Source organism: Micromonospora sp. ALFpr18c, from assembly GCF_008868155.1.
GTDB lineage: Bacteria > Actinomycetota > Actinomycetes > Mycobacteriales > Micromonosporaceae > Micromonospora.
Genome location: NZ_WBKR01000189.1, coordinates 1 through 12,392 on the forward strand (window position 1 = coordinate 1; position 12,392 = coordinate 12,392).

The 12,392-nt window shown below is 72.9% G+C and carries 13 protein-coding genes and 2 pseudogenes; 4 read left to right on the forward strand and 11 right to left on the reverse strand.

Annotated elements, in window-relative coordinates; translation table 11 throughout:
* Window positions 1-229 precede the first annotated feature (229 nt).
* Window positions 230-574 (forward strand): transposase, encoded by a 345-nt coding sequence (locus F8271_RS25480; protein WP_151492362.1) that lies wholly within the window; start codon window positions 230-232, stop codon window positions 572-574.
* Between the two features lie 1,059 nt (window positions 575-1,633).
* Here F8271_RS25480 and F8271_RS25485 read toward each other — a convergent pair.
* Window positions 1,634-1,959 (reverse strand): annotated as a pseudogene (locus tag F8271_RS25485) (IS5/IS1182 family transposase); the annotation flags it as partial.
* Between the two features lie 47 nt (window positions 1,960-2,006).
* Here F8271_RS25485 and F8271_RS25490 point away from each other — a divergent pair.
* From F8271_RS25490 to F8271_RS25495, 3 genes and pseudogenes are all read left to right on the forward strand, one after another.
* Window positions 2,007-2,492 carry a hypothetical protein gene (locus tag F8271_RS25490; RefSeq protein WP_151492363.1) on the forward strand — a complete coding sequence of 162 codons (486 nt, stop codon included), beginning with the start codon at window positions 2,007-2,009 and terminating at the stop codon, window positions 2,490-2,492.
* Between the two features lie 83 nt (window positions 2,493-2,575).
* Window positions 2,576-2,638, forward strand: a pseudogene (locus F8271_RS33890) (hypothetical protein); the annotation flags it as partial.
* Between the two features lie 68 nt (window positions 2,639-2,706).
* A complete protein-coding gene (locus tag F8271_RS25495) occupies window positions 2,707-3,366 on the forward strand; it encodes a DUF6807 family protein (RefSeq protein ID WP_255473735.1) in 660 nt (219 codons plus the stop codon).
* Between the two features lie 35 nt (window positions 3,367-3,401).
* Here F8271_RS25495 and F8271_RS25500 read toward each other — a convergent pair whose 3' ends face one another.
* The 10 genes from F8271_RS25500 to F8271_RS32600 form a co-directional block, all read right to left on the reverse strand.
* Window positions 3,402-4,172, reverse strand: coding sequence for a hypothetical protein (locus F8271_RS25500; protein ID WP_151492364.1), 771 nt, complete (start codon window positions 4,170-4,172; stop codon window positions 3,402-3,404).
* A 16-nt stretch (window positions 4,173-4,188) separates the two neighbouring features.
* Window positions 4,189-4,650: a hypothetical protein gene (locus tag F8271_RS25505; RefSeq protein ID WP_151492365.1), complete on the reverse strand. Its 462-nt coding sequence runs from the start codon at window positions 4,648-4,650 to the stop codon at window positions 4,189-4,191.
* A complete protein-coding gene (locus F8271_RS25510; RefSeq protein WP_151492366.1) occupies window positions 4,647-5,576 on the reverse strand; it encodes a hypothetical protein in 930 nt (309 codons plus the stop codon). The genes F8271_RS25505 and F8271_RS25510 overlap by 4 nt, the downstream gene beginning before the upstream one ends.
* Window positions 5,573-6,088: a phage tail protein gene (locus tag F8271_RS25515; RefSeq protein ID WP_151492367.1), complete on the reverse strand. Its 516-nt coding sequence runs from the start codon at window positions 6,086-6,088 to the stop codon at window positions 5,573-5,575. Before F8271_RS25515 ends, F8271_RS25510 begins: the two co-directional genes overlap by 4 nt.
* Window positions 6,069-8,804, reverse strand: a complete 2,736-nt coding sequence (locus F8271_RS25520; protein ID WP_151492368.1) for a putative baseplate assembly protein — start codon at window positions 8,802-8,804, stop codon at window positions 6,069-6,071. Before F8271_RS25520 ends, F8271_RS25515 begins: the two co-directional genes overlap by 20 nt.
* Window positions 8,801-9,235 (reverse strand): GPW/gp25 family protein, encoded by a 435-nt coding sequence (locus F8271_RS25525; protein ID WP_151492369.1) that lies wholly within the window; start codon window positions 9,233-9,235, stop codon window positions 8,801-8,803. Before F8271_RS25525 ends, F8271_RS25520 begins: the two co-directional genes overlap by 4 nt.
* Window positions 9,232-9,570 carry a hypothetical protein gene (locus F8271_RS25530; protein ID WP_151492370.1) on the reverse strand — a complete coding sequence of 113 codons (339 nt, stop codon included), beginning with the start codon at window positions 9,568-9,570 and terminating at the stop codon, window positions 9,232-9,234. Before F8271_RS25530 ends, F8271_RS25525 begins: the two co-directional genes overlap by 4 nt.
* A 1-nt stretch (window position 9,571) precedes the next feature.
* Window positions 9,572-11,164, reverse strand: coding sequence for a contractile injection system protein, VgrG/Pvc8 family (locus tag F8271_RS25535; protein ID WP_225854749.1), 1,593 nt, complete (start codon window positions 11,162-11,164; stop codon window positions 9,572-9,574).
* The gene (locus F8271_RS25540; RefSeq protein ID WP_151492371.1) at window positions 11,161-12,057 is read right to left on the reverse strand and encodes a hypothetical protein; all 897 of its coding nucleotides are present in this window, start codon (window positions 12,055-12,057) and stop codon (window positions 11,161-11,163) included. The genes F8271_RS25535 and F8271_RS25540 overlap by 4 nt, the downstream gene beginning before the upstream one ends.
* Window positions 12,057-12,392: hypothetical protein (locus tag F8271_RS32600; protein ID WP_225854750.1), on the reverse strand; the 336-nt coding region annotated here is incomplete at its 5' end. The genes F8271_RS32600 and F8271_RS25540, both read right to left, overlap by 1 nt.

Here is a 12,392-nt window from a genome sequence, read left to right on the forward strand (position 1 = left end):
CGACACGACGGCGTGAACGACACGCCACCATCCCGCGGCGCGGGCACCGAATCGACAGCAGGGATGACAGACTGCGCCATGACGAAGCTCCGGGTGGACCAGATCCGTGAGAAGACCTCGTCCTAACGGAGCTTCGTCCCCATTCGACACGCCGACGTGGTGACCACTACCCACCGTAAGATGATCTTGAAACGCCCGTGGGCAAGGGGCGGGCGTTGATCACCGAAAGTTGTACCTGCCGAAGTCGTGGACCGAGGACCGGCGGCGGTGCCGGGACGCGGCGATCCCCGATGAGGTGGCGTTCGCGACCAAGCCGCAGCAGGCGCGGGCGATGCTGGAGAGAGCGATCGCCGCTGGGGTGCCGTTCGCGTGGTTCACCGCCGCTGAGGCCTACGGGCAGAACCCGGGCCTACGCGGCTGGCTGCGGGAACAGGACGTCTCGTATGTGAAAGCCAGCCACTACCGCAGACGACTCGACGCCATCAATAGTGACGAACCTCCACAGCAGTACTGCTGCGGAGGTTCGTCACTTCGTGTGGTTCGCCGCAGCGTTCCGCCGTTGCTGGGGCGTTGATCAGATCCTGAATTGAGGGTGAGTAGCAGGGGCGGGCATCTGTGCCGTTCCTTGGTGCATGTAGGGCGGATTCTGATGCGGGGCTGCCTGCTGCTCTCGGCGTGTTACCTGAATGGTGCTGCTCGTCGTCGCGGCTGTGACCGATAGCGAAGGAGTGGCCATGAGTGGGACTGGCTGCGACAGAGATCGTTCTGGGTATGCGGCGTACTGCCGCGGCGGCCGGCGCGGAGCCTGTGCCATGGCGGCCTGTCGCGCCAGGTATTCCTGATAACTCCCCCAAAATTCCGCGCCTGGCGGGCTCATAGCGTAGGTAAGCCCCGTCTGCGACTGGACCCATTCCCTATAGTGATCCAACCCGGTCGCCGGGGGCTGAGACGACCCACCAGTAAACCCTGACAAGCTGGCCGGTGCCAGCCCCACCGCGGCCTGCGATCCACCCTGGCCCTGCGGCACCTTGCCGGAATCAGGAAAACGTTCTTTCAGCAGTTTTTCCACATGGTCAGAGAAGCCGGATGGGGCGTCAGCGGCCAATGCCAATGCCCGCATTTGCTCTACAATGACACCCAAAACAACCGCGTGCCGCGTTTTCATATCCGTAATTTGCCCGCCACGTTCCGGAAACCATGGCGCATCGGTGATCTGTCGGTTTCCGACAGTAGCCCCGAGCGCCTCCAACACTGGCACCTCACGGTCGAAAGCCCTGACATTTTCACCTCGTCTAGCAAGTTTATTGAGGCGACCACCGAGCTTCCTGTGGGGCGAGTTGAAAGTGTCGGTTGGCTTAGTTCCATCTTTGCCAGCGGGACTCAGAAGCCACACAAGATAGCAGTCCAAAATTCCGAGCTGGTTATGCGGAACTGACCCACGGACGGGCGGCCTTCGCTGCATGCCGCTTCCTTTCCTCTACTGACCTGCCTGGATGCCGTGTCACGAAAAATCGGCCAACGGCGTGAACCTGATCGCACTGCAGGGACCTCATGGATATAGATACAACGGACCGCCGACTGGTTCGGTTCACTGAGAGGGCGTCCGATTCACGTATTTTGCGTGCTTGTGGTTTTAGTCATCTCGCCAGGTTGGGGTGGTTTCGGTGGTGAGGCGTTTGGCGAGGTTGTCGATCATGGCGATGGTGATCATGCTGGCGGAGTTGTCGGGTCGGGTTTCGTAGTCGCGCACGAGTCGTCGGTGGTGCATGAGCTAGCCGATGGCGCGTTCGACGACCCATCGACGTTTAACCACGCTGAAGCCCTTGACCTGCGGGTCTTTGGTGACGGCGTCGACGTCGACGCCGATTGCGGCGCCGTGTTCGATGACGCGGTTCTTGAAGCCAGCGTCGGCCCAGGTTTTGGTTTAGGGGTGGGGTAGGTGGCGGTGGCCCGGTCGAGTCATCCTGCTGACCCTGGCGGCGGGGCTCCTGCTCACCGCCGCCGCGGTGGGTACGGCCAGCGCGGCCGTGCACGACTGGACGCGTACCGGCAGCTGGCCGTCGGCGCGCGCCACCCTGCGCCGACTCGGCCGCTCGGTGCTGCCCGGCGTGCCGGTGAGCCTGCTCGCCCTGGTCGTGGCCGGCCTCCTCGCCGCCGACCTGACGGCGCTGGCCACCGGCCGGGTGCCCGGCGGCCCGCCGGCTCTGCTGGTGACCGCGCTGGTCACGGCCGGTCTGGCCGGGTACGCCGGCCTGGTCGTCGTCGAGGTGGGCGGCCGCCGACGGTGGCGCGACGCGGCCCGTACCGCCGCCCGCGCCTGCCTGGACGCGCCGATCCGCTGGGCCGCGGTGAGCGGGGTGACGGCGCTGGCCGGGCTGCTCGCCGTCCTGGTCACGCCCGTGGCGGTGCCGATCCTCGCCGGTTACACCCTGGCCGCCCTGCACGCCGTCGCCGGCCGGCTGCCCGTCCCCGCCCGCCCGGAGCTGCCGTGAGCGCCGAGCCCGTGGCCCGTCCTGCCGCCCCGGCCGACGAGCCCGCCCGGCTGCTGGTCGACGGGACGGAGGTGGCCCGCTACATGCTCGAACCGGCGCTGGACGCGCGGCACGGACCCCGGCCGTACCTGCACCCGGTACGCACCCTCGGCGGCACGGTGGTCACCGACGCGCTGCCCGCCGACCACGTGTGGCACCTCGGCGGTCCCTGGCCGTGCAGGACGTCAACGGCAGCAACCTCTGGGGCGGGCGCACCTACGTGCGCGACGTCGGCTACACCTGGCGCGACGACCACGGCGTCATCGCCCACACCGCCGAGATCGAGCGCTCCCCGCGCCGGTACGCACACGATCTGCAGTGGCGCGACCGGGCCGGCGGGGTGCTGCTGACCGAGCGACGGCAGCTGACCGCGTCGGTGGTCGCCTCCGACGTCTGGCGGCTCGACCTGGATTCCGTCCTGACCGCCCCGGCCGACCGGGAGGTGCGCCTGGGCAGCCCGGCCACCAACGGCCGCCCCGGCGGGGCCGGCTACGGCGGATTCTTCTGGCGGGCCGCCGCCGACGGCGAACCGGTGGCGTTCACCGCCGACGCCGCCGGGGAGGAGACGGTCAACGGCAGCACGGCGCCGTGGCTCGCGCTGACCGGCACCGGGCCGGGCGGCGGGGCGTACACCCTGGTCTTTGCCGGTCTGGGCCGGGGCGACCGGTGGTTCGTGCGGACCGGGATGTATCCGGGGGTCTGCGTGGCGTTCGCGTTCGACCGCCCGGCGGTGGTCCCGGCCGGCGCGAGCCGGCACGGCCGGTACCGGGTGTGGCTGGCCGACGGGACGCTGGACCGCGACGGTGTCGCCGCCCTGGGCGCGTCGGCGCCGTGAACCGCCCGGCGAGACGACGCGGGCACGGGCGGCCGTCAGTCCCGGCCGGCGGCGCGGGCCGGTAGGGCCGCCGTCACGCGGACGGCCTTGACGATCGCCGGAATCGACCCGATCAGCAGCACCAGCCCCCAGATGATGGCGACCACCGCGAAGACCAGAGCCGCCACGTCGTCGACGATGCTGACCAGGATCACCGGCACCAGGTTGTGCAGGAACTCCAGGACGACCGTGCACAGCAGCGTGGTGCCGATCAGCAGCACGAGGCCCTTGTTCTGCAGGAAGCGCGGCTGGGCCAGCACCAGCAGCCCCGCCCAGAGCAGCTTGAGCAGCAGCACCAACCCCAGCAGCACCGACGCCTCGCCGACCGGGAAGAACCCCCACAGTGCCAGGTACGCCAGGGTGCCGAACGGGACGGCCAGGAACAGCGACACCATGATCATTAGCTCGACGAACGCGATGAGCAACGCCACCAGCCCGACGATGATCAGGATGATCGAGAAGATCAGGCTGGCGATGCCCTGCACCCGACCCTGGACACGTTCGGGCAGCAGCAGGCCCAGACAGAACAGGCCGGTGCTCCAGACCGCCACGGCGTCGATCAACGCCAGGTAGCCGGTGCCCCGACCGGACGGCTCGCTGACCCCGGACACGTCGTCGATCTCCACGTCGAGCGTGCCGGCGCTGTCGGTCAGGGCACTGCTGGCGTCGGCGCCGCCGAGCAGCAGCCCGGCCCCCAGCTCCACCCCGATGGCCAGGACGATGGCGAGCATCGCCAGCAGCAGGAACGGCTTGCGCAGGTCACCCACGGCGGCACCTTCCCAGTCAGGACGTGGTCACGGTGACCGTGCAGCCACCGAGACCGGGACAGGTCACCGCGACCTCGGTGGCCTCGTCGACGGCGACCTTCGCCACCGCGCCGGTGCCGTCCGACGCCGGCTCGACGTCGTCGCGGATGGTGAGGTCGGCGTCCCCGGGCGCCGGAGCGGTCACCCGGAACCGTGCCGGGCTGCGCAGCACGAGGGTGCGCAGCCCGCCGGGGTCGGCGACCCGCAGCACGCAACTGCCCGTGAAGACCAGCCGGCCGGTCTCGTCGGCGCAGTCGGCGCTGACCGTGCCCGGGTCCACCGCCGAACGCTCACCGCCCAGCGCACCCAGTCGATCGACCAGCCCGTGCCTCGCCCCGGGGTCGCCGCGATCCTGCCCGGGGACGCTGACCGCGACCACGAACAGCGCCACCAGCAGCACGGCGAGCACCCCCAGCAGCGCCTTCTGCCGCCCGCTCATCGTGCGACGGCCTGCGCGACCAGCTCGGTGAACCGGATCGTGTCCACCCCGGCGAAGTAGGAGTTGGTGCCCTGCGTCTTGCCGACCACCAGCAGCGTGATCCGGTGCGGCCCCTTGGCCAGCCGGACCGTGCCGACGTCGAGGAACTCCGTCTTCTGCACCGTCGGGGTGAAGCCGAGGAACGTGCCGCCGACCTGACTGCCGTCGATGGTGAAGACGGTGTTGGCGTAGTCGGGGGCCGTGGTGCGTACCGTGGCGAAGCGCCAGGTGCCGTCGGCCGGGATCTGCACCGTCACGGTGACCTGGTCGCCGATCGCCAGCCCGGTGAAGAACAGCTGTTTGTCCTCGGACCAGGTCACCCCGCAGCAGTTGGGCTGGGCGCCCACGCCCGCCTTGCTCTTCTGCGGCGACTCCACCACCGCGCCGTCCACCAGGCTCTCCGCCTCGACGGTGACCACCCGCGGCTCGCCGGGGCCCGGCTCGCCGTCGCGGGTCAACAGCACCACGCCGACGGTCACCACCACCAGCACCATCGCCGCCGCGGCGGCGATCCACAACCACGGGATACGCCGGGGTGCGGCGACCGCCCGCACCTCGTAGGTGACCCGACCACTGGACCGGGAGCTCTCCTCCGGCGCGGTGTTCGCCGAGTACGCGAACCCGGTCATGTCGTAGCGCCGGGGCGGGGTGCCGGCCGGTACGGCCAGCTTGACCAGGAACGACACGGAGCCCTGCCCGGGCACCACCCGCTGCGGCTCGGCCACGGTGAACCACGCCCGCTGCGAACCGTCGCCGGGCGCCACGTCGAACACCACCGTGTCCGGCGCGTTGCCCGGGTTGGAGACGGTGAAGGTCAGCTCGCCGCTGTTGCGCGGATCGAGGGTGAACTGCTCGGCGGCGGCGACGACCGCCCACTCGGTGGTCATGACGACTCCTCATCCACGACGATCTCGACGGTGGTCGAGGCGGGCTTTTCCGCCTCGACGATGCGGGTGATCACGGCGAGCTGGCCGGCGGCGGCCGCCGGCACCCGAACCACGATGTGGAAGGGCTGCTCGGTGGGCTCGTCGATGACGAAACCCGTCGACCCGGTGGCCAGCTCCAGGGCCCGACGCATCCCGTACGGGGTGCCGCGCCACCGGGCCAGCAGCGCGCCGTTCGCCACCAGGTCACGCAGCCGGCCCACCGGCAGCGGCAGCGGGGCGTCCGGTCGGGGCGAGGCCACCACGTGATCCATCGCCACCCAGCGGGTCAACCGCACGACCAGATGGTCCGGCGCCCGGTACGGGTCGAACAGGGCGTCCACCTCGGCGAGGATGGCCTCGTCCGGGGCGTGCAGTCCCTCCATCACGTCCAGCAGCGCCCAGAGCACGCTGCCCGGCACGCACGCCCGCTGGTAGGCGGCGGGCAGCAGCCGCTCAATCGCCGAGCGTCGCATCCTGACGCACCACCTCGATGTCGTGCTCGCCGGAGCAGAGCAGCCACGTGTCCGGGACGGTCACCACGTCGGCGGTGGCCTGGTTGGCGCTGGGCGTCCAGTCCACCGCGTCGGCGCTGCGGTGCACGCCGCGTTCACCACCGGCCAGGATCAGCCGCTCCGCCGGACCGCTGCCCGCCGCCGCGCTGCCCGCCGCCGCGCTGCCCGCCGCCGCGCTGCCCGCCGCCGCGCTGCCCGCCGCCGCGCTGCCCGCCGTCCCGCTGGTCGCCGGGGCGCTGGTCGCCGGGCCGCTCACGGCGATGGCGTCCACCGGCACGAACCGGGTCCGGTCGCGCAGCGGCAACCCGCAGTTGACCGACACCGGCTGCCACTGCGGCTGCGCCGCGAGGGTGTCCAGCCGCAGCACCCCGCCGCTCTGCGTCGCCGCCAACGCCGACTGGCCGGCGAACGCCAGGTCGCGGCAGGTGCCGCCGATCCAGCCGCTCTGCACCGACTGCCACTGCACGTCGGACTCGAACAGCCGGGTCCGGTGGCAACCCTGGCCGGGCTTCTTCGGGTCCGGCTCGCCGGCGCCGCTCCACAGCAGCGTGGCCGGGCCGTCGTACTGCACGGCCAGGACCCGGTTGTCCACGTTGGCGAGCCCGACGTGCGTGAAGCTGCCCGGCCGGCCGCCGGCCGTCGACAGGTACACCCCGAAGCTGGCCTGCGCCGCCACCGCCACACCCGGCGCACCCCGCTCGGAGACGAACGCGCGGACCGCGTAGAACCCCCGGTCGGCGTCGGACGGATCCACCAGGATCTGCAACGGCACCGCCCCGGGCAGCAGCGACACCTCGTACAGGCCGGTGTCGGTGGCCACCAGCAGCGCGCCCGCGCCGTCGCGGTCCAACCAGGCCACGTCGGAGATGCGCGAATCCAGATCGGCGAGCAGCGACCAGGTCTCGCCCAGGTCGGTGCTCAGGTGCACCCGGGAGCCGCCGGACGCGCGCAGCGTCACCACGGCCACCGCGCCGGCCCGGGGCACGATGCCCGGCCGCACCGGCGCGGGCGCGGGCGCCACCCGCAGCACCGTCTCACCGTCGAAGCGGCCGGTCGGCTCCCAGCCGGAGCCCGCGTTGCTGGAGCGGAACAGCACCGCGCCGCGCCCCGCGTACCAGGTGCGCGGCTGGTACTGGTCGACGGCGAGGGCGCGGACGTCGGCGTCGGGCGCCTCGTCCACCACGAACCGGACCGACTCGACGTACCGCACGCCCGGCTCGGCGTGCTCCAGCAGGCGGTACACGTTGGACGCCCGCAGCGGCTCGCCGAACGGCCAGCCGGTCGGATTGAGCGCCGTGGGCAGCGGGCTCAACGTCTGGTGCAGCCGGTCGTGGATCCGCCGGCGGACCGCGTCGACGTCCTCCTCCCGCCGGACCACCACCCGGGCCCGTACCGACACCGCCTTGAACCGGGCCCAGGTCGCCCGGGACCGGATGCCGACCATCCGGCGCTGCTCCAGGTCCGCCTCGACCCGACGCCGAGCCTCGGGCACCTCGTGCTCGCGCAGCACCGCCACCGGCAGCCGGCCACCCGGACGGGCCGTCGCCGGCACGAACGGCACCAGCACCACCTCGACCTCGCCCGGCCGGGCGAAGCTGTACACCGCCGCGCGGGTGAACGCCCGGGCCCGCGCCACCGCGCCGGAACTGGTGGCCAACACCTCGAAGTCGCGGGCGGTGACCGCCCGCTGCTGCGCGAAGAACTCGTACGGGCCACGCAGCAGCACCGACTCCAACGCCTCGATGTCCCGACCACCGGCGGCCGGCGCGGGGTTGTCCACCTTCATGCCGGGAAGCGGATCGCGCAGGCTGGTCAGCGTGCCCGCCGCCACGTTGCCGGTCGGCCCGCCGCCGGCCCGGTACCAGAGCCGGACCTGACGCCCGGCCGGCGGCACCGCCGCCACCGTCACCGGAGCCGGCGCGCCCTGCTCGGCCGTGTCGGACGCGGGCTCGACGGGCGGGCGCAGGTCGAGGGCGGGAGCGAAGGTGACCGTGCCCGAGCAGCGGTCCACCAGGTACGCCTTGGCCTGCGGGCCGAGCCCGGCGAAGCTGTCCACCGGTCGCCAGATCTCGAACGTGCGGCCGTCGTGCTCCCGGGCCGCCGCGCCCAACTCCACCGTGCCGGCCGGCACCTCCACGCCGAGCAGCAGGTCCAGCGGCTCGGCCGTGTGCGCCAGGGGAGCGCGCGCCGCCCGCAGCACCTGCCCCGGCTGGCCGGTGCCGACGCCGATCAGCTCCGCCTCGACCAGCTCGCAGTGGTGCATCCGGACCAGCACCGACGCCTCGCCGGCGGGCAGCAGCGCCGGTTCGGTGGTGACGAACACGACCGGGCGGGGGTCGGCGCCACGGGCCGCCGCGACGCGCAGCCCCGCCGGGATCCGCACCGCCGCGCGATCGGTGCCGCCGCGGGTGAACCGGACGTCCGCCCAGGCCGCGGTCGGCGCGTGCCGGGTCACCCCGAGCAGGTTCAGAAACGAGACGTACGCCTTGTCCGGCAACTGGTTCAGCCGGTAGATCATCACCTCGGTCAGGTGCGCGAACGCCTCCACCAGCGCCATGCCCGGGTCGTGCGCCGACAGGTCGGTCCACGCCGGGCAGGACTGCCGGATCCGTTCCCGGGCCTCGGTGACCAGGTCGAGGAACCCCCGGTCGTCCAGGTGCGGCACGGGCAGCGTCATGACGATCCTCCCTGTTCGGGTTCGTCGGCGGGGAGCAGGTCCACGGAGAAGACCAGCTGCCCGGGGGTCAGGCTGGCCCGCACCCGGTAGTCCAACCGGATCACCAGCCGCCACGCGTCGTCCGGGTCCGGCCCGGCGTCGACGTCGATGACCTCGACCCGGGGCTCCCACCGGGCGATGGCCTGCCGGACGTAGTGGATGGCCAGCCCGGCGGTCGTGTCGTCGTTGGGCGCGAACACCAGTCGGTGCAGCCGGGAGCCGTACCCGGGGCGCATCAGCCGCTCGCCCGGCGTCGTCGACAACAGCAGAAACAGCGCCTGGCGTACGCTCTCGTCGCCCTCGGTCATGGCCAGGCCGCCGGCCGCGGTGAGCGCCAACCCACCGGTACGGCCGGCGTCGAAGCCCGCGCCGACGAACCGGAACGCCCTCATCGGTCCGCCGCCAGGAACAGTTGGCGCGGATCGCGCACGGTGTGGTGGACCGCGTTGGGAGGTGTCCCGTTGGTGAATCCCTCCAGGTTCGACAGCACCACCCGGTGCCCGTCGACCCGCAGCCAGTCGCTGTAGCCGACGCGCAGGGACTCCGTCTTCGTGCACGGCTTGATGGTCGGGCCGTAGTTCGGACAGGCGATGATCTTTCGTCCCTCCGGGTCGTCGTCCACCAGCACCGGCACGCCGGTGACGGTCACCCACTCCTGCGAGGGCCGGTTCTCGACCCGGCCGTCGTGGTCGCAGGTGATCACCGAGTCGCGGTGGATCCAGCGCATGTCAGCCGCCTCCTTCGTGGTGGGCGCGGGCGAGCGAACGGGCCTGCTCCGCCGCGGTGTCCGGGTCCTCGGTCGACTCGGCGTGCAGGAAGTCGACGCTGCGGGCGCGTACCACCAGGGCCCGGCCGGGCGCGGAGATCACCAGGTCGGTCGCCGCGTGCAGGGTGGCCAGATCCGGGGTGAGCTCCAACGAGCTGCCGCCCTCGGTGGCCAGGCGCAGGCTGCGCCGCACGTCGTCGACGACGATCGACTGCCCGCCGGCGGTGCGCAGCGTCCACCGACGCGCCCGGCCGTCGTCGATGCCCGCGTCGTACGGCTCGACGGCGCCGAACAGCGAGCCCAGCACGATGCCCGAGGCCGGCTCGCCGCCGGGCAGCACCACCAGCACGGTGTCCTCCGGATCGGGCAGCGCCACCAGACCCTTGCCGCGGCCCGCCCCGGGGCAGAGCACGCCGAGCCACCCGGCGTCCAGGTCCCCGTACGCCGGCAGGGTCAGTCGCACCCGGCCCAGCCCATCGGGGTCGGCGACGTCGGTGACCGTGCCCAGGGTGACCACCGCGCCGCCGGTCACGGCCGGCGGGGTGGTCGGCGGCACCGTGGAGAACCGGGTCAGGTGCCCGTCGCCGTCGACGGTGTGCACCACCTCGGTCAGCACGTACGCCCCGGCGACCGGGTCCGGCACCCCACTCAGGTCGATCCGCCGGCCGGGGCGCAGCGCCGGATCACCCTCGGCCACCCCCTCGGCGGTGACCAGCGCGGCGGCGCGGGTGTCCAGTCGCGCCTGGGCCAGCGCCGCCAACTCGTCGTCACTACGACCCGGCTGGTCGACGGCGGTGCGTACCCCGTCGGCGCCCACGTCAGCCGGGTCCGGCCGGTCACCGGCCGGTCGACCGCACCGCGCCTCGTCGGCCCGCTGGCTGATCGGCTCGGCCCGCTGCGGATGCCAGCCCAGCGCGGCGCTGGCACCGCTGGCCTGGTCGGCGTTGGTGGACAACCGCAGGCTGTGCACACCCGCGCCGAGGGCCAACGCGACCGGCTCCCCGTACCCGGCGAGGGTGACCAGTCGGACCCCGTCGCCGTCGGCGGCCAGGTGCAGCCCGGCCCGGCCGGTCACGTCGCGCAGCAGCTCTAGATCGCTGTGCCGGTGCTGCACCAGCCGCTCCAACCGTGGCCCGTCGGTCTCCGCCGTCACGTCCAGCCCGACCTCGCCGCACAGCTCCCGGGCCAGGTCGGCGGCGGTCACCGACGTGAAGACCCGCAACCCCTGACGCTTGCGCAGCCGGTGCAACGCGTCGTACGCCCGCAGCCGCAGCACTGCCGCGCCGTCCGCGGCGTACTCGACCTCCACACCGGTGACCTCCCCGGTGAACAGGGCGTCAGCGTGGTCGACGAGGCGTACGTCGAGCGTCGTGCCGGGGCGTACCGCCGGGTCGAACGCGCCGACCCCGGCGGTGGTGGCGAGCACCAGTTCGGCCTGGGTGGGCTGGTCCAGGCGGGCCGCCACCCGCAGGGAACGCAGCCGCTGGCGGGCCGTGGCGGTCAGCTCGACGCCGTCCAGCAGGACGATCAGCGCCCGGGGCACGACGCTGGTCACGGCGCACCCGCGGGACTGGTGCCGGTCGGTGCGGCGGTGGCCGGTGCGGGTGTCGTGTCGGCCGGCGCGGCCCAGCCCGCGGTGGCGGTGGCGATCGAGGAGCCGAGGAACGACGCGCCGGCGCCGACCGCGCCGGCCACCGCCCGGGCCATACCGGTCAGCGTCGACGCGCCCGGGGCACTGTGGGGTGGGGGTACGGCGAGGGTGGTGCCGGCCGGCACCGCGAGCGGGTCGGTGATCCGGTTGTGTTCGGCCAGCAGCCGCCAGCGCAACGGCGAGCCGAGCGCGTCGTTGGCGAGCAGGTCGAAGCGCACACCGGAGCGGCCCGGCTCGGCGGCGCCGTCACCGGCGGCGATGACCGCGCTGCCTGGTGCGGCGGTCGGGGTGTTCGCCGCGGCCAGTTCCTCGGCGAACCCGGCCTGCGCCTGATCGGCGGTCTCGGCGGCCCGCACCAGCTTCAACCGCAGCCAGGAGCGCCGAGGTGAGCCGGTGCCGGTGAACGCGTCGAACCGCTCCGCCACCGCGATGATCACCCCGGGCACGTTCCAGGTCTTGCCCCAGACCAGCCGGACCAGCGGTGGCCGCAACCATCCGTGCTCGGAGCCGGAGTTCTCGGCCAGCATCCACAGCGGACGCGTCAACACCCGCACGTCGGCCGGCCGGACCTGCGCCTGGACGAAGTCGACGTCGAACAGCAGGTCGAGCACCAGCTCGGTGCGGCCGCCGCCGGTGAAGACCAGCGGGTCGTCGGCCAGTCCCGCCCCGGTGAGCTGCCCACCGGCCACGCCCCGGTGCCGTACGCCGGCGAGCCGGGTCACCTGCACGGTCTCCGGGTTGAGCAGGCAGTCCACCCGTTCCCCGGAGGAGTCGATGAGGAAGGCCACGCGTTCCATCAGTCGCCCGCCTGTTCCCGCTCCAGTCGGGCGAGCTGGGCCGTGTCCCACGCCGCGGTGGGCAGCGCCCACAGCGGTCCGTCATCCGGCAACGCCGGCCACGGGTCGACGGCCGTCGCCTGGGTGGTGGACAACGGGATCGCCCCGCGCACCGGCCGTCGCCCGCCGCTCGGGTCGCGTGCCACCGCGCCGGCCCAGCCCTCTGCCACCGCGCCGCCCGGCGGTACGCCCCACTGCCCGGCGCGTTGCCCGCCCGGCCGTGCGGTCCGCTGCCCGACGCCCTGCTCGGCCGGCTGCTCGGTCTGCTGGCCCGGCCATGCGCGATCGTCGGGAAG